Here is an 18,149-nt window from a genome sequence, read left to right on the forward strand (position 1 = left end):
GTGAATCACCCTGCATACGTATTCAATGAAAATGCGGGATTATGGAACCGGTTTCACCGGCGGCTCGACCAACGGTCGTGCCCTACCGGGCCATTCGACGCCCGCGGTAGGTAACGACCGTTGGTCGTTACGGCTTCACAACGGGGTAAACCGGATGGCTTGGCCGCCACCGGGCGCCAGCACGATAGTCAGGGTGTCCGCGCTGGTGACCTGGCGGGTTTCGCGCGTGAACGCGAACGGATTGGACTGATAGTCCGCACCGTCGCCATCGCGGTAGATCTCGGCGCGGTAGCGCACGCCGGGCTCCAGGAACGACAGCGGTACCGGCAGCGAACGCCCATGCTCATCGGTGATGCTGCCCAGGAACCAGTCGCGGCTGTGGCGATCCTTGCGCGCGATGGTCACGTAGTCGCCCACCTCACCATCCAGCACGCGGGTGTCGTCCCAGTCCACGGCCACATCCTCGATGAAGCGGAACGGCTCGCGGTGCTGTTCATAATGCTCGGGCAGGTCGGCGGCCATCTGGATCGGGCTGTAGATCACCACGTACAGCGCCAGCTGGCGGGCCAGCGTGCTGGGAATGGCCTGGCCGTGGCGGCCCTTCAGGCTGAGGATGCCCGGGGTGTAATCCATCGGCCCGGACAGCAGCCGGGTGAACACCAGGTTGACCTCGTGTTCGGGCGGGTTCGGCGGCTGGCCCCAGGCGTTGTACTCCATGCCGCGCGCGCCTTCGCGCGAGATCCAGTTCGGATAGGTGCGGCGCAGCCCGGTGTCCTTGATCGGCTCGTGCGGATTCACCGCGATATGGCGCTTGGCTGCTTCCTGCACCACCTTCAGGTGATGGCGGGCCATGAACTGGCCGTCGTGCCACTCGCGCCACAGCGGGCCGCCGGCCGGATTGCGCCGATCCACCTGGCCGTCGTCGCAGACATAGCCGCTCTTGAACGAATCCACGCCCAGCCGCGCATACAGGTCCAGGGCCGCGCCCAGCTGGTCTTCGTAGTGCTCGATCGCGCAGCCGGTTTCGTGGTGGCCGATCAGGTGCACGCCTTTCTTCGCGCCGTAGGCCGACAGCGCCTCGATGTCGAAGTCCGGGGTGGCGCGGGTGAAATCGAAGTCGTAGCCGTTGCCGACCCAGTTGCCATCCCAGCCCGGGTTCCAGCCTTCCACCAGCACGCCCCGGAAACCGTGTCTGGCGGCAAAGTCGATCACCTTCTTCGTCTTCGCCGTGGTCGCCGCATGCTTCGGACCGGTCGCCCAGCTTTCCTGGTCCAGGTGCATCGACCACCACACGCCCAGGTATTTGGACGGCTTCACCCAGCTCACATCGCCCAGTGCGTTGGGTTCGTTGAGGTTGAGGATCAGGTTGGATTCCACCAGCCCGCCGGCGGTGTCGCTGATCTGCAGCGTGCGCCAGGGCGTATCGAAGGGCAGGGTGCGGCGCACCTTCCAGCCTTCGGCCGACGGCGACAGCTGGGCGCGCAGGCGCTGGCCCTCGGTGCGCCGCAGCCACATGCCGGCGTAATCGACCAGTGCCGCCTCGTGGATCGCCACGTGCAGGCCGTCGTGGCTGCGCAGGGTGAGCGGGGTATGGGCCAGCGGCACCTGGTCCAACGGCGTGCGCTGGTACGGGTACTCGTAATGGATGGGCTCGCCAGCGGGGATCCACCAGGCGGTGGATGGCGGGGCGATCGCGAACTCGGTCAGCTCGTCATCGATGATCGCCTCGCGCAGGCCCGGCTGCAGCGGGAAGTGGTAGCGGAAGCCCAGGCCGTCGTCGTAGACGCGGAACACCACGTCCAGCCGGCGCTTGGCACCGCTGCGCTCGCCCAGGTGCACAGTGACTTCGTTGTAGTGGTTGCGCACGCTGCGGCGCTCGCCCCAGGGTTGTTCCCAGGTGTCATCGACACGGCGCGTTTCCTGCCCGAGCACCGCCAGGTCGCGGTCCAGGCGGCCGTCGCGCAGCTGGAAGCCCAGTTTTGATTCGGCCACCACGGTCTGGCCGAGGCGCTCGACCCGGTAACTCGGGTTGCCGCCATCCAGCTGCAGCGACACCTTCAGAATGTCGCCCGGTGAGCTGGCGCTGGCCACCGTGACCGGTTCAGCGTGTGCGGCGGTGGTGCAGACCAGCAACGACAGTGCCAGCCAGGCCAGCGGGCGGGGCGCGGCAACAGCGCGCAACAACGGCAACTCCAGTGGCATTTCCCCTCCCAGGGCAGCGCATATCTGCCCCGGACTATAGCCACGCCTGCCGCGGCCTCACCGCGCATCGCCATGAATACGTATGCAAGCGGGCACGTATATCGCCTGTGCAGTGCGACGGGCGACGGTCGTCGCCTACCATGCAGGCAGGCACCCTGGGAGGGGGCCGCGACGACAGCGCCCCGGCGCTGGCGAACCATACCGCGTGCAAGAAGGGAGGAAGGCCGACGGGCGCAAGCCGGTCCGCCGCTTTTCGATGCTGAAAACGATCTGCCTGACCGCTGCCCTCGGGGCGGCGCTGGTGTCCACCGCTACGGCGGCGGACCTGACTTTCGATGGCCGCACCGCGCGCGCCACCGCCGCTGCCGACGGCAGCTTCCAGCTGCTGGCCGATGGCAAGCCGGTGGCGATTGCCGCCCAGCCGATGCGCAGCCGCACCGACAGCGTGATGTTCGATGCGCTGTTCGCGCTGGCCCAGCAGGACATGGCCGCCGACCGCGTCGACGCGATCCGCGACCCGGCCTTCAATTTCGGCAACCCGGTGGACTGCGAGTGCTTCCAGACCGGCGAGCGCTGGCCGTACGTGTGGACGCGCGATGTGAGTTTCGCCGCCGACCTGGCGCTGGCCCGGCTGGAGCCGATCCGCACCCGCCAGTCCCTGCAGTTCAAGCTGTCCAAGGCACGCGACGGCGTCACCCCCGGCCTGTTCGTGGCCCAGGACACCGGGTCCGGCGGCAGCTGGCCGATCAGCAGCGACCGCGTGGTGTGGTTCCTGGCCGCACGCGACCTGCACGACAATTCCAGCTTCATGACCGAGACCTGGCAGGCCCTGCAGGCCACCCTGGCCCAGGACCGCGCGATGGTGTTCGATGCACGCATGGGGCTGTACCGCGGCGAGACCTCGTTCCTGGACTGGCGCGAGCAGACCTACCCGGACTGGACCCGCAACGACGTGCGCTTCATCGGCGACTCCTTCGCGCTGTCCACCAACGTACTGCACTACCAGGCGCTGCGCCTGGCCGAGAAGTACGCCCGCGAGCTCGGCGACGCCCGCGCCAGCGAGTACGCGGCCTGGGCCGACGCGCTGGCCACGCAGATCGACGCGCGCTTCTGGCGCGAAGACGCCGGCATGTACATGAGCTACATCGGCGAAGCCGCACACCCGGTGCCGTATGCCAAGTACGACCTGCTGGGCATCTCGCTGGGCGTGCTGGCCGAGGTGTTCCCGGCCGAGCGTGCCCACCGCTCGCTGGCCAACTACCCGTACGTGGAAGGCGGCAGCCCGGTGGTGTGGCCGCAGGAAGCGCAGCAGCCGATCTACCACAACCGGGCGGTGTGGCCGTTCGTCAGCGCCTATTCGCTGCGCGCGGCACGCAAGGTGGAGGATGCCACCCGCATCCAGCGCGAGATCGAATCGCTGATGCGCGGCAGCGCGCTGGCCGGTTCGAACATGGAAAATTACGAGATGCGCACGCTCGCCGTGCACGTCAACGAAGGCCCCTTGAGCGGCCCGGTGGTCAACTCACCGCGCCAGCTGTGGTCGGTGGCCGGCTACCTCTCGATGGTGCTTGAAGGCGTGTTCGGCGTAGAGGCCGACGGTACGGTCGCGCCCAAGCTGCCGGTGGCACTGGTCCCGCAGCTGTTCGGCAAGCGCGACAGCATCGAGCTCGACACCGGCAGCACCCGCTACATCCTCAAGCGCCCCCGCACCCTCGACGGCGACCTGCTCGTAGCAAAGAAGATCGAGCGCAAGGGCAACACCGTAACCGTAGCGCTGGAAGCTCGTAGAGCCACGCCCAGCGTGGCTGCTCGCCGCACAGACGACGCAAAACCCAACGCCTTCGCCCCGGCCACCCCCGCCGCCCCGGCAGCGCAGAAGCGCGGCAACACCTGGACCATCGCCATCCCCGCCCACCACCAGCTCTGGCAGGACGGCATCGCGGTGGGCAGCTCGGCCATCCACACCGTCACCAACGACGGCCACCAGCACTGCCTGAGCCTCACCCGTCGCGAAGGCGACCTCGAGTCGCTGCACAGCCCGATGACCTGCATCGGTCCGCAGCAACGCCTGCCCGGCGCAACCCAGTGGACGTGGAACGCCGCCACGCCCACCCGTGTGCGCATCCGCCTGCACTACGACAACCCCAACGGCCCGATCAACACCGGCGTCACCGCTGCCGTGAAGCAACTGGCCGTGCAATGCGCGGGGCAACCGGTCCAGCGCGCCACGATCGTGATGCCGCACAGCATCGGCCCGCAGGATTCCACCGCCGCCGAATTCGAACTGCCCAAGGGCAGCTGCCGTTTCACCCTGAAACCTGGCTTCAACATGAGCGCACTGGAACACTTCGCCCAGTACAACGGTGGCAAGGGCGGCCGCAACGGCGTGCTCAACGCGGCCAACGTCCGGGCGCTGCTGGTCGCACCGGTGGCCGGCGACGCGGAGGCCGCGCGATGAGCCGCACCGCCAAGCCGACCCTGTCGTTCTGGCAGATCTGGAACATGTGCTTCGGCTTCCTCGGCATCCAGTTCGGGTTTGCCCTGCAGAACGCCAACGCCAGCCGCATCTTCGAAACGCTGGGCGCGCCGATGGACGCCGTGCCCGGGCTGTGGATCGCCGCACCGCTGACCGGGCTGCTGGTGCAGCCGATCATCGGCTACCTGTCCGACCGCACCTGGACCCGCTGGGGTCGCCGCCGCCCGTACTTCATGATCGGCGCGGTGTTCACGACGCTGGCCCTGCTGGTGATGCCGAACTCGCCCACGCTGTGGATCGCGGCGGGCACGCTGTGGGTGCTGGATGCCTCGATCAACGTCTCGATGGAGCCGTTCCGCGCGTTCGTCGGCGACAAGCTGGCCCCGCGCCAGCGCCCGACCGGCTACGCAATGCAGAGCTTCTTCATTGGCGTAGGCGCCATCGTGGCCAGCTTCCTGCCGTTCATCCTGGCGCACTTCGGCGTGGCCAATACCGCTGCCGCCGGCGAAGTGCCGCCGACCGTGCGCTATGCGTTCTACTTCGGCGCGGTGGTGCTGCTGGCCTCGATCGCCTGGACGGTGTTCAGCACGCGCGAATACTCCCCGACCGAGCTGGCCAGCTTCGATGATGCCGAGCCGCCGGCCGTGCACCAGTCCGCGCCTGTCGCCGGGCCGCCGCCGATGCTGCAGATCGGCGGCTGGATCGCGCTCGGCCTGGCGCTGGCTGCGGCGATCGCCTGGCGCAATGGCGACAAGATGCTCTACGTGCTGGCCGGGCTGTGCATCGCCTACGGCCTGCTGCTTGGCGTGGCGCGGCTGCTCCCGGGCCCGCACATGCTGGCCGTCATCGTCGATGACCTGCGCAGCATGCCGCGCACCATGCGCCGCCTGGCGTGGGTGCAGTTCTTCTCGTGGTTTGCGCTCTTCGCGATGTGGATCTACACCACTGCCGCGGTGGCCGGTACCCATTTCGGCTCTACCGATCCGGCGTCGGCCGCCTATAACGAGGGCGCCAACTGGGTGGGCGTGCTGTTCGGCGCGTACAACGGCTTTGCCGCACTCGCCGCGCTGTTGATTCCGCTGATGGTACGGCTGATGGGCCTGCGCCTGAGCCACCTGGTCAACCTGTGGTTGGGCGGCCTCGGGTTGATCTCGCTGATGCTGATCGACGACCCGAAGTGGCTGCTGCTGTCGATGGTCGGGGTCGGTTTCGCCTGGGCCTCGATCCTGTCGCTGCCGTATGCACTGCTGTCTGACAGCGTGCCGGCGGCCAAGATGGGCGTGTACATGGGCCTGTTCAATTTCTTCATCGTCATCCCGCAGCTGGTCGCGGCCAGCGCGCTGGGCTTCATGCTGCGCCTGTGGCTGGGCGGCAACCCGATGCACGTGCTGGCGCTGGGTGGCGTCAGCCTGTTGATCGCCGGGTTGTGCGTGCTGCGGGTGCCGTCCCACCAGGAGGTTGTCTGATGCTGTCTCGTTCGCGTTTGTCGCTGGGCCTTTCGTTCGCGCTGCTGGCCGGCCATGCCGTTGCCGCCCCGCGCCCCGAGTACGTGGGCACGTTGGAGCCGTTCGCCAGCGATGCGGTGTACTTCGTGGTCACCGACCGCTTCGTCAACGGTGACCCGACCAACGACCACCGCGACCAGGGTGGCAAGCACCGCACCTTCGACATCCCGGTGCCGTGCCCGGACAAGGTCGACGGCAACATCGGCTATCTCGGCGGCGACTTCAAGGGCGTGCTCGACAATGCCGACTACATCCGCAACCTCGGTTTCGGTGCGGTGTGGATCACCCCGATCATCGACAACCCGGATGAGGCCTTCACTGGCAGCAAGCCGATCAGCTGCACCAGCACCCTGACCGACCGCGGCAAGACCGGGTACCACGGCTACTGGGGCATCAACTTCTACAAGCTCGACGAGCACCTGCCCAGCGCGGACCTGGATTTCGCCGGGCTCACCCGTGGCCTGCACGACGCCAAGCTGAAGGTGGTGCTGGACATCGTCGGCAATCACGGTTCGCCGGCCTGGACCATGCCGGTGAAGCAGCCGCAGTTCGGCCAGATCTTCGACAAGGACGGCAAGCTCATCGCCGACCACCAGAACCTGCCGCCGCAGCAGCTGGACCCCAGGCACAACCCGCTGCACGCGTTCTACAACAACGTCGGCCCGGTCGACGCGGCCAAGGGCTCGATCTTCGACGGCAACCTGGCCGAGCTGGGCGACTTCAACCAGGACAACCCGGCAGTCATGGAGTACCTGGTAGGCGCCTACCTGCAGTGGACCGCACAGGGCGTGGATGCGCTGCGCATTGATACCATCGGCTGGCTGCCGCACCCGTGGTGGCATGAGTTCGTCAACCGGATCCGCGCCAAGCATCCGGACATGTTCATGTTCGGGGAGGCGTTCGACTACGACGCAAGCAAAATCGCCAAGCACACCTGGCCGACCAACGCCAACGTGAGCGTGCTGGACTTCCCGCTGCGTGGCGCGATGTCCAGCGTGTTCGGCAAGGAGCAGAAGGGCTTCGAAGCGCTGGCCGAGCCGCTGCACCTGGTGGGTGGGCCGTACGCCAACCCCTACGAGCTGATGAGCTTCTACGACAACCACGACATGGCGCGGCTGGATGCCAGCGACAACGGCTTCATCGACGCGCACAACTGGCTGTTCACCGCGCGCGGCATTCCGGTGCTGTATTACGGCTCGGAAACCGGCTTCATGCGCAGCCGCGCCGAACACGCGGGTAACCGTGCGTACTTCGGCCAGCCGCGGGTGGACGCCGCACCGCAGAGCCCGATCTTCGGGCCCCTGCAGCGGATCGCCAAGCTGCGCGAGGCCACCCCGGCCCTGCAGCGCGGGCTGCAGGTCAACGAACGCCTGCAGGGCGACCAGGCGGTGTTCTACCGCGTACTGCAGCACGGCGGTACCGCGCAGACCGCGCTGGTGCTGCTCAACAAGGGCGACACCGCCAGCACGTTCGAGGTCAGCCGCTACCTGCAGCCGGGCACCTGGCGTGATGCGCTGGGCGGCGGCAGCCAGGCGGTCACGCGCAGCCTGAAGGCCGACGTCCCCGCGCACGGGGTGAAGGTGTACCTGCTGGATGCGGCGGTGAACCAGAAGGAACTGCAGGCCGAGCTGGCGAAGGCGGTGGCGGACCAGCAGGCGAGGACCACGCGCCTGTCCCGGTAGGTACCCACCGTTGGTGGGTACGCCCTGACCACCGACCAACGGTCGGTGGCTGCCGACCGGGTAGAATCGCCCCATGAACTACCTCACCCCACTGACCCCGATCGAAGCCCTTCTGCAATCCGCCATGGACGGGAAGACCCCGATCGGCGCTTTCATGAAGGCCTTCGTCGCCTCGGACGTGGTGCTGCTCACCGGCAGCCTGGTCACCCCCGACGGCAGCGGCTTCGACCCGCTGCTGTTCGACAAGCAGGGCACCCTGCACGTGGCGGTGTTCACCCACATGGAGCGGGTCGGCTTCCACAGCCAGCAGGCGCCGCACACGATCCGCATGCAGATGCTGGAGGTGCTCAAGCGCGTACCCGGCGGCTATGGCGTGGTGGTCAATCCGGGCACCTCGCTCGGCTTGGAACTGTCCCCGGCAGGCATCGGCGAGATCCTGAAGGATTTCGCCTGAGGGATGGCCTGCAGTTCCCGCTCCACGCGGTTTGCACATTGCTGAAGTGGACTTAATGTAGAGATGTCGATCACACAATCTCTACACAGTGCTGGTTGCTAGACTCCGCCGCAAAACAGGGGTCTTTCATGCAGACAGAGTCGTCGCGCGTCACCACCGGTGTACAGGGCCTGGATACCATCCTCAGTGGCGGCTTGCCGCAGGGGCGCCTCTACCTGTTGGAAGGCCCGCCCGGCTCGGGCAAGACCACGCTGTCCCTGCAGTTCCTGCTGCAGGGCCTGAAACAGGGCGAACGCTGCCTGTACGTGACCCTCTCGGAAACGGCGGAGGAGCTGCGCGAGGTGGCCAGTGCGCATGGCTGGTCGCTGGAGGGCCTGCACCTGTTCGAGCTCGGCTCGGCCGAAGATGCGCTGGGCAATGGCCGGCTGCAGTCGGTCCTGCATTCGTGGGAAGTCGAGCTGGATGAAACGGTAAAGCTGGTCCTCGGCGAAGTGGATCGCATCCGGCCCAACCGGGTGGTGTTCGATTCGCTGTCCGAGCTGCGCCTGCTGGCCCAGGACTCGCTGCGCTACCGCCGCCAGATCCTGGCCCTGAAGCAGTTCTTCGCGCCCAAGAGCGCCACCGTGCTCCTGGTGGACGACCTGACCTCGGGCGCCGATGATCGCGACGGGCAGCTGCACAGCCTCTGCCACGGCGTGATTTCGCTGGAACGGCTGACCCTGGACTTTGGCGCAGCGAGGCGCCGGATGCAGGTGCAGAAGCTGCGCGGCGTGGATTTCGTTGCCGGCTACCATGACATTGCCATCCGCACCGGCGGGCTGGAAGTGTTTCCGCGGCTGATCGCCTCGCACCACCATGACGACTTCGGCGGGGAGACCCTCGGCAGCGGCGTGGCGGAAATCGACAACCTGCTCGGCGGCGGCCCGTTGCGCGGCACCAGCACCCTGTTGACCGGTCCGGCCGGCAGCGGCAAGACCAACGTGGCGCTGCAGTATGTGTGGGCCGCCTGCGAGCGCGGCGAGAGGTGCTGCATCTTCGAATTCGACGAGCGGGTGGGCACGTTGCTGGCCCGCGCGAAGGCGCTGGATATCGACCTGGGGTCGCACCTGGCCTCGGGCTTGCTGGAGATCGTGCAGATCGACCCGGCCGAGATCTCGCCCGGTGAGTTCTCCTGGAACGTGCGCAAGGCCGTGGAGCAGCGCGGCTGCAGCGTGCTGGTGATCGACAGCCTCAACGGCTACGTGGCCGCAATGCCGCAGGAGAAGCAGCTGATGCTGCAGCTGCATGAAATGCTGTCCTACCTCAACCAGAAGGGCGTGGCCACGTTCCTGATCAACCCGCAGCACGGCCTGGTGGGTACGATGTCCACCGGCAATCTCAACGTGTCCTACATCGCCGATGCGGTGATCCTGTTCCGCTTCTTCGAGGCACAGGGGCGCATCCGCAAGGCGATCTCGGTGATCAAGAACCGCGGCGGCGCCCACGAAGACACCATCCGCGAGCTCAAGATTAACGGCAGGGGCCTGGCACTCAGCGCGCCGCTGAACGAATTCAAGGGCATCCTCACCGGCACCCCGGAGTTCGTGGGCGATACGGCATCCCTGCTGGCCCATCCCTATGCAGGATGACCCCGGGCGCGGCGGCGTTGTCCATATCGTCGCCCCGTTCGGCCGCGATGCGGCCAGCATTGCGTCGGTGCTGGATGGCGCAGGGCTGGCCACCCGGCCGGCCGATACCCTGGACGACCTGGCCGCTGCGCTTGATGACCAGGCCGGCGTGGTGCTGATCACCGAAGAAGCCATCGCCCGTGGTACCGATTGCCTGCTGCAACGCCTCTCCGCCCAGCCTGCCTGGTCGGACCTGCCCGTCATCCTGCTGCGCTCCCCGCGTGCGCACCGTCGTTCGCCGTTTGACAGCCTGCTGCCGCGCACGGTCAACGTGGTGGAACTGGATCGGCCGCTGGGCGGCATGTCGCTGCTCAGCGCCGTGCAGGGCGCGCTGCGTGCGCGCGAGAAGCAGTTCCTGGTGCGCGACCAGATGCGTGCGCTGGCCGACAGCCGCAGTGCGCTGGAGCGCAGCGCGAAAGCGGCACTGGAAGCCAGCCGCCAGCATGCACTGGAGCTGGAAACGGTGGTCGCCGAGCGCACCCGTGAGCTCGAAGCACAGATGGCCGCGCGCGAGGCCAGCGAAGCGGCACTGCGGCAGTCGCAGAAGATGGAGGCGATCGGCCAGCTGACCGGCGGCATCGCGCATGACTTCAACAACATGCTGACCGGCATCCTGTCGGCGCTGGATATCGTGCGGATGCGGTTGGAGCTGGGGCGCACGGATGATCTGGAGCGCTTCCTGGATGCGGCCACCACCTCCAGCCAGCGCGCCGCCGCCTTGACCCAGCGCCTGCTGGCATTCTCGCGCCGGCAGTCGCTGGACGCGCGGCCGGTCGAACTCAACGCACTGGTCGGCGCGATGCAGCACCTGCTGCGCAGCACGCTGGGCGAGAGCGTTCGTATCCGTACCGAAGAAGCGCCGGCACCGCTGCACGCGGCGCTGGACACCAACCAGTTCGAAAGCGCGCTGTTGAACCTGGCCATCAATGCACGCGATGCGATGCCCAACGGAGGTGAGCTGGCGCTGCGTACCTTCCCGCTGCGGCTGGCCGATGGCGAGCGCGCCAGCGTGCCCGCAGGCGATTACGCCGTGGTTGCGGTTTCCGACACCGGCACCGGCATGCCGCCGGAAGTGGTGGAGCGCGCCTTCGAGCCGTTCTTCACCACCAAGCCGATCGGCAAGGGCACCGGCCTGGGCATGTCCATGGTGTATGGCTTCATGCAGCAGTCCGGCGGCCATATCGCCATCGATTCAACGCCAGGGCAGGGCACCACGATCTCGCTGTTCATTCCGCAGGTGGAAGCCGACGCCGAGCCGGAGCCGGCCGCGGACGCGGCGCCGGTGGCACTGGGTGCGGGACAGTCGATCTTGGTGGTCGAAGACGATCCGCAGGTGCGGATGCTGGTGACGGTGGTGCTGGAAGACCTGGGTTACACGGTGGAGGTGGTGGGCGATGCCGACGGCGCGCTGCCGGTGCTGGCGTCAACGCGGCGGCTGGACCTGCTGGTCACCGACGTCGGCCTGCCGGGCATGAACGGCCGCCAGCTGGCCGAGATCGCCCGCCAGTCGCGGAGCGAGCTGCCGGTGCTGTTCATGACTGGCTACGCGGAGAAGGCGCAGGAGCGCTCGGCCTTCCTCGAGCCCGGCATGAGCATGATCGCCAAACCGTTCCTGCTCGAGGCCTTCAGCGACGCGGTGCGCAGCGCGCTGGCCGATGCCGTCAGTGACGCCAGCGCCTGAGACCCTGACCAACGGCACCCTGACCACCGTCACGCGTCGGCAGGGTCCATGGTGACCCACACTGTCTGCATCGATGGATTGAGGGTGGTGGCATGCAACGCAGGTTATGGATCGCAACGCTGTTGGTTTCCGCCTTTCCATCGCTGGCCGCGGTGCCGGTCGATCTGGCGACGCTCGACCGGGAAATGACCGGCCCGCGCACCCAGGTGCTGGTGCTGGGCAGTGTGCACCTGAGCGAGGTGGAAGGCGGCGTCCAGCCCGGTTCCCTCGGTCCCCTGCTGGACAAGCTGGCCGTCTACAAGCCGGACATCATCACCGTGGAAGCCATCAGCGGTGAGCAGTGCGATCTTGCCGATCGCCATGCCAGCGTCTATGGACCGGACTACTGCGCCAGCACCGACGTGGCGCGCACGGCCACCGGCCTGCAGATCCCGGCCGCGATTGAGAAGATCAACGCCGCCCTCGACACGTGGCCGAAGGCACCCACGCCAGCCCAGCGCCGCCAGTTGGCCGCATGGATGCTGGCCGCCAACGAGCGGGCCTCGGCCTACACCCAATGGCTGCAGCTGCCCCCGGTGGAGCGCCGCGCTGGCGATGGATTGGATGCCACGCTGGTTGCCCTGCTGGACACCATCGCCACCCGCCAGAACGAGAGCTACCTGATCGCCGCGCAGCTGGCCGCGCGACTGGGCCTGCCTCGCGTGTACGCCATCGACGACCACACGGGCGACAACATCCAGGTCAAGGATCCCAAGGCGTTCGGCACCTCGCTGGAACAGGCGTGGAACGCTGGCAAGGCAGAGCTGGACAAGAACACCGCCATCGAGGACAGGCTGGCGAAAGCGCGCGACCTGCTGCCGCTGTACCGCTTCATCAATGCGCCTGAACGGCTGAATGTACTGACCGATGTCAACGTCGGCGCCACGCTGCGTGCAACATCAGTCGAGCATTACCCGCAGATCTGGGTCAGCGGCTGGGAGATCCGCAACCTGCGCATGGTGGCCAACATCCAGCAGACGTTCCGCGAACGCCCGGGCGTGCGCGTGCTGTCGGTGGTCGGTGCCTCGCACAAGCCGTGGTTCGACCAGTGGCTGGGCCAGATGCAGGGGGTGGACATCGTGGATGCGGAGCAGGTGCTGAGGTAATCTCGCGGTTTCGCCCACGACCAACGGTCGCGGGCTACCGGGGGAATCAGGGGGCAGCGTGGCGACGGAATTGAGGGATGACGAAGCGCGGGACCAGATGGCCCATCGCCACTTGCAGGCAGCTCTGGTAAGTCTCGTCGTTTCAGTGCTTGGCGCCGCTGCGCTGGGATTGGTGCTTGGCGAACTCGGCTACAGCCCCGATCTTTGCCTCTTGGCTGCTTGGGTTATCAACCTCAACACCGCACGGCACTTGGGGAAGGCCGCGCAGGCCCAGCGACGAAACGCATGGTTGTACGGAATCGCGGCCGCCACGTGGCCAGCGATTGCGATGGCCGTGTTGGGGTACCTCTACTGCCGTGTCGTTCTGCCGCGAAAAAGCTAGACCGGATCGCAATGGCTCGGGCTCAGCGCCCGGCCAGCGACGATTCCCGCAGTACCAGCTTTACCGGAATGGTCTGGCTTTCCACCGGCTCGCCCTGGATCAGCGCGAGCAGGCGCTCCACCAGCAGCTGGCCGGCCTGCTTGGTGTCCTGCTGCACGGTCGACAGGGTGGGCGATACCGACGCCGCCAGCGGAATATCGTCGAACCCGGCCAGCGCCACATCCTGGGGAATGCGCAGGCCATGCTCGCGCAATGCCCGCATCGCGCCGATGGCGATCAGGTCGCTGGCCGCGAACACCGCATCAATGGGCTGTCCATCGGCCAGCAGCGCTTGGCAGGCGTCGTAGCCGGAAAGCTCGGTCGTAATCGCATCGAACTGCAATGCCGGGTCCACCGGCACGCCGCGTTCGGTCATCGCGGCCACATAGCCGCGGTAACGTTCCTCGAATTCGGGGTAGTGACTGGATGCGTGGCCAACAAAGGCGATGCGCTGGCAGCCCTGGTCGAGCAGGTGGGCGGTGATATCGAAGCCGCCCTGGAAATTGTCGCAGCCGATCGACACCCCGGGTTGGTCCGGCAGGGCTGCACCCCAACGCACGAAATGGGTGCCTTGTTCCACCAGCCGCTGCAACCGCTCGCGTGACTCGTGGTAGTCACCATAGCCGAGCAGGATGATGCCATCGGCCTTGTTGCTGTCTTCGTAATCGGCCTGCCAGTCGGTGGACAGCTGCTGGAACGACACCAGCAGGTCGTAGCCGCGCAGCGCGCAGGCGCGGGTGATCGAGCCCAGCATGGCGTGGAAGAACGGGTTGATCAGGGAATCGTCGTTGGTGGGATCCTCGAAGAACAGCAGCGCCAGCGTGCCGGCATTGCGCAGGCGCAGGCTGGAGGCGTTCTTGTCCACCTTGTAGTTCAGCTCCCGGGCGATCTTCAGGATCCGCTCGCGGGTTTCCTGGTTCACCATCGGGCTGCCACGCAGCGCCCGCGACACCGTGGGCTGGGAAACCCCGGCCAGGTGGGCGATATCCAGGGAAGTGGCTTTGCCGCGGATGGTCATGGAGGGTAGGGCGGGGACGACGGAAGCCATGATGCCATGGGACGTGGGACCGTGGTTTTACCCCCGGTTTTCGGCCAGCATGTTGCAGAACAGCGCACCCTGTTCAATCGCATCATCCAGCGCCACGTGGGTATGCGGCAGCCGGTCGAACCAGCGCTTGGGCATGCTCCGCTTGGTGACGCTGCGGTAGTCCTTCTTCAGCATCGCCATGGCAAAGGTCTTGATATCCAGCGCTGAGTGCGAAAACGGGCTCTCCCCGGCGAACCGCATCAGGTACCAGTACACGAACAGGAAGTCGTACCCCGCCGGATACGCCACGAACACCGGCTTGCCCGGCAACGCCTTCAGCCACGCGACGTAGCGGCGCATCGCCGCCTCCGGCGCCTCGCAATCGCGCCGGCAGGCCGCCCACGCCACTGGTTGGGTCGCCCACCACGCCATGGTCTCGGGATGGCCCTGCGCCTCCGGGAGCGTGTTCAGATTGGCCGAAAAGGTCGTGAGCAGGGTCTTGTCGGCCAGATACGCCGCCGACCCGAAGCTCAGCATGGAATGCGGGCCGGGAATGGGGCCATCGGCCTCCACATCGGTGCTGACGTAGATTTCCTGCCTGTTGGCGTGGGGTGGGGTTCGTGGTAATTGGTTCATCGATGCTCACGGACGAACAAGGGAGATGGCATGAATCTGCCGATCAGGGTAACGCTGCTGGCGGTGGCATTGGGATGCAGCGCCAATGCAATCGCCGACGCCCGCCTGAAGGCCGAGATCCTCCCGGTGAGCGGTGGGCGCGGAGCCTCGATCAAACTGAAACTTGTCAATGTGGGTGACCGGGCTGCAGTGGTGTGCGGTTCCGGTCTTCCGCAGCCGAATGCGCGCGGAATGCTGTTGGACGATTTCTTCGTGGTGACGCTGCCGGATGGAGCTGAAGCCGAGTACGTCGGAATCCTCATGGACAGGTTGCCAGCCGTCCCAACTCTTCTCTCCCTGCCTGCTGGTGGCACGTTCAGCGTGGAAGTCGCGCTGGACAAGAGCTATCGCCTCGCGCCAGGAGCGGGCTACAGGGTCGCCTTACGTCTCCCCGTCGGCTATCGCAGCGATGAAGCGCCGGACGGCGCGTGGACACATGTTCCTCCCGTCCCTCTGCTGATCGTGATGCCTGAAGGGGATCCAGGCACGCGTCAAGCCCGGGGACCGGCTGGACCCCCGCCGAGGTTGCCTCAGCCGGCGGCGCAACCGGGCACAGGCCCAATCCTGACAAGGGTTTGGCAGGAATCCGACCTCCAGCGGGGGCGATCCTGACAGGGGCCGGGCGAGCAGGGATGGTAGAATGCCCCGTTCTGCAACCCTACCCAGATCACACGCAGGGCAGCCCCCGTATCGGCACCGAACAGAGTGTGATATCTGTCGGGCCTGCCCTCGGACAACGGAAGAGCAACCCTATGGCGCGCGGCATCAATAAAGTCATCCTGGTCGGCAACCTCGGCAACGACCCGGACGTGAAGTACACCCAAGGCGGCATGGCGATCACCCGCATCAGCCTGGCCACCACCAGCGTCCGCAAGGACAAGGATGGCAACCAGCAGGAGCGCACCGAATGGCACCGCGTGGTGTTCTTTGGCAAGCTCGGCGAAATTGCCGGCGAATACCTGCGCAAGGGCAGCTCCGTCTACGTCGAAGGCAGCCTGCGCTACGACAAGTACACCGGCCAGGATGGCGTGGAGAAGTACTCCACCGACATCATCGCCGACGAAATGCAGATGCTGGGCGGCCGCGGTGAAGGCGGCGGCGGCGGTGGCGGTGGCGGTGGTGGTGGTGGTGGTGGCAACTACGGCGGCGGCGAGCGTCCGCAGCGCCAGCAGGCCCCGCGCCAGGAATACGGCGGTGGTGGCGGTGGTGGTCAGCGCGGCGGTGGCGGTGGTGGCTACGGCCAGCAGCAGCGCCCGCAGCAGCAGCCGCAGCAGTCGGCTCCGCCAATGGACGACTTCGCGGACGACGACATTCCGTTCTGATCGACCTGACGCGTCTACTCACGAAGCCCCGGGAGGCCCTGCGCCATCCGGGGCTTCGTGCATTCCGGGCCGCCGAATTGATCAGTTTCTGGCAGGGGAAAGGGACGTGGTCGTGCAGCCGACAAATGCCTGTTTGTTTAACCTGTTCGTCTCCGAACAACGCTCTATCGAGTAGTGCGAATCCTGCTTGAAAATGCGTATTCTCGTAATGTAATCGTTGAAGAAACACCGTCTGTTGAACTCGATCAGCTCGGTGCCCTTGCCCCCACCGGGAGGTGTGATGTCGGTGATGACCACCCGTCCATCCGCGCCGCATTCTCCTGTTTCCTGCGGTGGCAACACCACGACTGAAACGCTTGGCCCACCCTTGCATCGGAACGTCTGCCTGCCTGTTCGCGCGCGCTGATAGCCGTCTTTGTCCGGTCCCGGTGCGGACGTGGAGAAATCGGCTGTCGCTGCGATGATGGTCATGCCTGTATCGCTCCCGCACTTGTAGGCGGCACTTACCGGTGAGCTCGTCTCCACAGCTTCCGAAGCGTCAACACAAACGGACATTGTCAGAAGAGCCAGCGCCAGTGTGTAGCTCCCGATGGTCATGTGCTTACTTTCCCGTAGGTGATCGACGTGGGCGGGTTCGCTTTCTTCTGGTAACAGATGGCGAAGATGACCTTGGAAAACTTGCCGGCGATCAGCCAGCTTGAGGCGCACAGCGCTGAGCCCATCATTCTCGCCGTGTCTGCTGTATCGCCTGCTTTTTTTTGCACGATCCTCATCCCGGTAGGACTCGACCGGCTCCAACTCCCCAACTCAGCGGAAGGTTAAATGAGCAACGTGCAGTATTTGACGTTGTGCCGTGCAGCATTATTTTTCGTGCACTGCGTCTTGCAAAAAAACGAACTACTCCTCTATGGTGCAATCGATTGCATTGCAGTGAATAGTTGCGTTTGATACCGGTTGGGAGGCCGGAAAGCGGATGCCCGACCATTCGATTGGATCGATCCAAGGCGCGCGCCTTACGCGGCGCGATGCGCTGCGCATTGCGGTCGCCGGAAGCGTTGGCCTGGCAACCGCAGGCGTGACGCCCGCGATGGCCGCCACCGCGCCGCTCAAGGGCAACCTGAAGCATTCGGTCGCCCGCTGGACCTTCCCCCAGTTGTCGGTGGCCCAGCTCTGCCAGACGGTAAAGGGCATCGGGTTCGCCGCCATCGACCTGGTGGGGCCGGAGGACTGGCCCACGCTGAAGGCACACGGCGTGTACAGCTCGATGTGCAACGGCGCGGAGCTGGGCCTGACCAAGGGCTTTGCCGGCCGCCAGTTCCACGACCAATTGGTGGAGCGCTATACCCGGCACATCGACCTGGTCGCCGATGCCGGCTACCGCAATCTCATCTGTTTTTCCGGCAACCGCAACGGTATGGACCCGCAGGAGGGCTTAGCGCATGCCGAAGCCGGGCTCAAGCGCATCCTCGGGCATGCCGAGAAGCGCGGCGTGGTGCTGGTGATGGAGCTGCTGAACTCCCGGGTCGATCACCCGGACTACCTGTGCGATCACTCCGCATGGGGCGTTGAACTGTGCCAACGGCTCGGCTCGGATCACTTCGGCCTGCTGTACGACATTTACCACATGCAGATCATGGAGGGCGACATCATCGCCACCATCGGCCGGCATCACGCGCATTTCAAGCATTACCACACCGCGGGCGTGCCGGGCCGGCACGAGATTGGAGACCAGCAGGAGCTCCAGTATCCCGCCATCTGTCGCGCGATCCGCGACACCGGTTTCGATGGGTATCTGGCGCAGGAGTTCATGCCTGCGGCACCCGATCCCATCGGTTCGCTGCGCGAGGCGATCCGCCTCTGCGACGTCTGAAATTGATATCCACCCAGGTGAA

Annotated in this window: 15 protein-coding genes; 10 read left to right on the top strand and 5 right to left on the bottom strand. The window is 66.2% G+C overall.

Translation table 11 applies throughout. From position 1 onward, the window contains the following. Positions 1–135: 135 nt before the first annotated feature. Positions 136–2,202: a glycoside hydrolase family 97 protein gene (locus KVS69_RS02710; protein WP_217536618.1), complete on the bottom strand. Its 2,067-nt coding sequence runs from the start codon at positions 2,200–2,202 to the stop codon at positions 136–138. A gap of 256 nt (positions 2,203–2,458) precedes the next feature. Between KVS69_RS02710 and KVS69_RS02715 the strand changes: the two genes are divergently transcribed. From KVS69_RS02715 to KVS69_RS02745, 7 genes are all read left to right on the top strand, one after another. Further along, positions 2,459–4,660: a Six-hairpin glycosidase-like protein gene (locus KVS69_RS02715; RefSeq protein WP_217536621.1), complete on the top strand. Its 2,202-nt coding sequence runs from the start codon at positions 2,459–2,461 to the stop codon at positions 4,658–4,660. Beyond that, a complete protein-coding gene (locus tag KVS69_RS02720) occupies positions 4,657–6,144 on the top strand; it encodes an MFS transporter (protein WP_093535604.1) in 1,488 nt (495 codons plus the stop codon). The genes KVS69_RS02715 and KVS69_RS02720 overlap by 4 nt, the downstream gene beginning before the upstream one ends. Beyond that, entirely contained in the window at positions 6,144–7,865 is a 1,722-nt protein-coding gene (locus tag KVS69_RS02725; RefSeq protein WP_217536624.1) for an alpha-amylase family glycosyl hydrolase, read from the top strand. The genes KVS69_RS02720 and KVS69_RS02725 overlap by 1 nt, the downstream gene beginning before the upstream one ends. 73 nt (positions 7,866–7,938) lie before the next feature. Next, positions 7,939–8,319: an SseB family protein gene (locus KVS69_RS02730; protein ID WP_217536638.1), complete on the top strand. Its 381-nt coding sequence runs from the start codon at positions 7,939–7,941 to the stop codon at positions 8,317–8,319. Between the two features lie 128 nt (positions 8,320–8,447). Next, the gene (locus KVS69_RS02735) at positions 8,448–9,947 is read left to right on the top strand and encodes an ATPase domain-containing protein (RefSeq protein WP_217536641.1); all 1,500 of its coding nucleotides are present in this window, start codon (positions 8,448–8,450) and stop codon (positions 9,945–9,947) included. After that, positions 9,937–11,667 carry an ATP-binding protein gene (locus KVS69_RS02740; protein WP_210131737.1) on the top strand — a complete coding sequence of 577 codons (1,731 nt, stop codon included), beginning with the start codon at positions 9,937–9,939 and terminating at the stop codon, positions 11,665–11,667. The genes KVS69_RS02735 and KVS69_RS02740 overlap by 11 nt, the downstream gene beginning before the upstream one ends. 92 nt (positions 11,668–11,759) lie before the next feature. Next, a complete protein-coding gene (locus tag KVS69_RS02745) occupies positions 11,760–12,812 on the top strand; it encodes a DUF5694 domain-containing protein (RefSeq protein ID WP_254621995.1) in 1,053 nt (350 codons plus the stop codon). A 404-nt stretch (positions 12,813–13,216) separates the two neighbouring features. Here the strand turns inward: KVS69_RS02745 and KVS69_RS02750 are convergent, their stop codons facing one another. Together KVS69_RS02750 and KVS69_RS02755 are read right to left on the bottom strand one after the other, a co-directional pair. After that, on the bottom strand, positions 13,217–14,251 hold the full coding sequence (locus KVS69_RS02750) for a LacI family DNA-binding transcriptional regulator (protein ID WP_068849979.1): 1,035 nt from the start codon (positions 14,249–14,251) through the stop codon (positions 13,217–13,219). Between the two features lie 57 nt (positions 14,252–14,308). Further along, the gene (locus KVS69_RS02755; RefSeq protein WP_217536644.1) at positions 14,309–14,896 is read right to left on the bottom strand and encodes a hypothetical protein; all 588 of its coding nucleotides are present in this window, start codon (positions 14,894–14,896) and stop codon (positions 14,309–14,311) included. A 30-nt stretch (positions 14,897–14,926) separates the two neighbouring features. Between KVS69_RS02755 and KVS69_RS02760 the strand changes: the two genes are divergently transcribed. Next, complete coding sequence (locus tag KVS69_RS02760; protein WP_217536647.1) at positions 14,927–15,547, top strand: hypothetical protein; 621 nt, start codon at positions 14,927–14,929, stop codon at positions 15,545–15,547. Between the two features lie 140 nt (positions 15,548–15,687). Beyond that, positions 15,688–16,257, top strand: coding sequence for a single-stranded DNA-binding protein (locus tag KVS69_RS02765; RefSeq protein WP_217536673.1), 570 nt, complete (start codon positions 15,688–15,690; stop codon positions 16,255–16,257). Positions 16,258–16,338: 81 nt separating this feature from the next. Here KVS69_RS02765 and KVS69_RS02770 read toward each other — a convergent pair whose 3' ends face one another. Further along, positions 16,339–16,728, bottom strand: coding sequence for a hypothetical protein (locus tag KVS69_RS02770; protein ID WP_217536676.1), 390 nt, complete (start codon positions 16,726–16,728; stop codon positions 16,339–16,341). A gap of 122 nt (positions 16,729–16,850) precedes the next feature. Continuing rightward, positions 16,851–17,021, bottom strand: a complete 171-nt coding sequence (locus KVS69_RS02775) for a hypothetical protein (RefSeq protein WP_217536690.1) — start codon at positions 17,019–17,021, stop codon at positions 16,851–16,853. Positions 17,022–17,230: 209 nt separating this feature from the next. Between KVS69_RS02775 and KVS69_RS02780 the strand changes: the two genes are divergently transcribed. After that, the gene (locus tag KVS69_RS02780; RefSeq protein ID WP_254621996.1) at positions 17,231–18,127 is read left to right on the top strand and encodes a TIM barrel protein; all 897 of its coding nucleotides are present in this window, start codon (positions 17,231–17,233) and stop codon (positions 18,125–18,127) included. The last annotated feature ends 22 nt before the right edge of the window (positions 18,128–18,149 follow it).

Source organism: Stenotrophomonas sp. GbtcB23 (genome assembly GCF_019091045.1).
GTDB lineage: Bacteria > Pseudomonadota > Gammaproteobacteria > Xanthomonadales > Xanthomonadaceae > Stenotrophomonas > Stenotrophomonas rhizophila_A.

Coding starts and splice junctions, on each gene's coding strand:
- KVS69_RS02755 (WP_217536644.1), bottom strand. CDS start 14,896: ATGAACCAATTACCACGAACCCCACCCCACGCCAACAGGCAGGAAATC.
- KVS69_RS02715 (WP_217536621.1), top strand. CDS start 2,459: ATGCTGAAAACGATCTGCCTGACCGCTGCCCTCGGGGCGGCGCTGGTG.
- KVS69_RS02770 (WP_217536676.1), bottom strand. CDS start 16,728: ATGACCATCATCGCAGCGACAGCCGATTTCTCCACGTCCGCACCGGGA.
- KVS69_RS02765 (WP_217536673.1), top strand. CDS start 15,688: ATGGCGCGCGGCATCAATAAAGTCATCCTGGTCGGCAACCTCGGCAAC.
- KVS69_RS02725 (WP_217536624.1), top strand. CDS start 6,144: ATGCTGTCTCGTTCGCGTTTGTCGCTGGGCCTTTCGTTCGCGCTGCTG.
- KVS69_RS02710 (WP_217536618.1), bottom strand. CDS start 2,202: ATGCCACTGGAGTTGCCGTTGTTGCGCGCTGTTGCCGCGCCCCGCCCG.
- KVS69_RS02730 (WP_217536638.1), top strand. CDS start 7,939: ATGAACTACCTCACCCCACTGACCCCGATCGAAGCCCTTCTGCAATCC.
- KVS69_RS02780 (WP_254621996.1), top strand. CDS start 17,231: ATGCCCGACCATTCGATTGGATCGATCCAAGGCGCGCGCCTTACGCGG.
- KVS69_RS02740 (WP_210131737.1), top strand. CDS start 9,937: ATGCAGGATGACCCCGGGCGCGGCGGCGTTGTCCATATCGTCGCCCCG.
- KVS69_RS02745 (WP_254621995.1), top strand. CDS start 11,760: ATGCAACGCAGGTTATGGATCGCAACGCTGTTGGTTTCCGCCTTTCCA.
- KVS69_RS02750 (WP_068849979.1), bottom strand. CDS start 14,251: ATGACCATCCGCGGCAAAGCCACTTCCCTGGATATCGCCCACCTGGCC.
- KVS69_RS02760 (WP_217536647.1), top strand. CDS start 14,927: ATGAATCTGCCGATCAGGGTAACGCTGCTGGCGGTGGCATTGGGATGC.
- KVS69_RS02720 (WP_093535604.1), top strand. CDS start 4,657: ATGAGCCGCACCGCCAAGCCGACCCTGTCGTTCTGGCAGATCTGGAAC.
- KVS69_RS02735 (WP_217536641.1), top strand. CDS start 8,448: ATGCAGACAGAGTCGTCGCGCGTCACCACCGGTGTACAGGGCCTGGAT.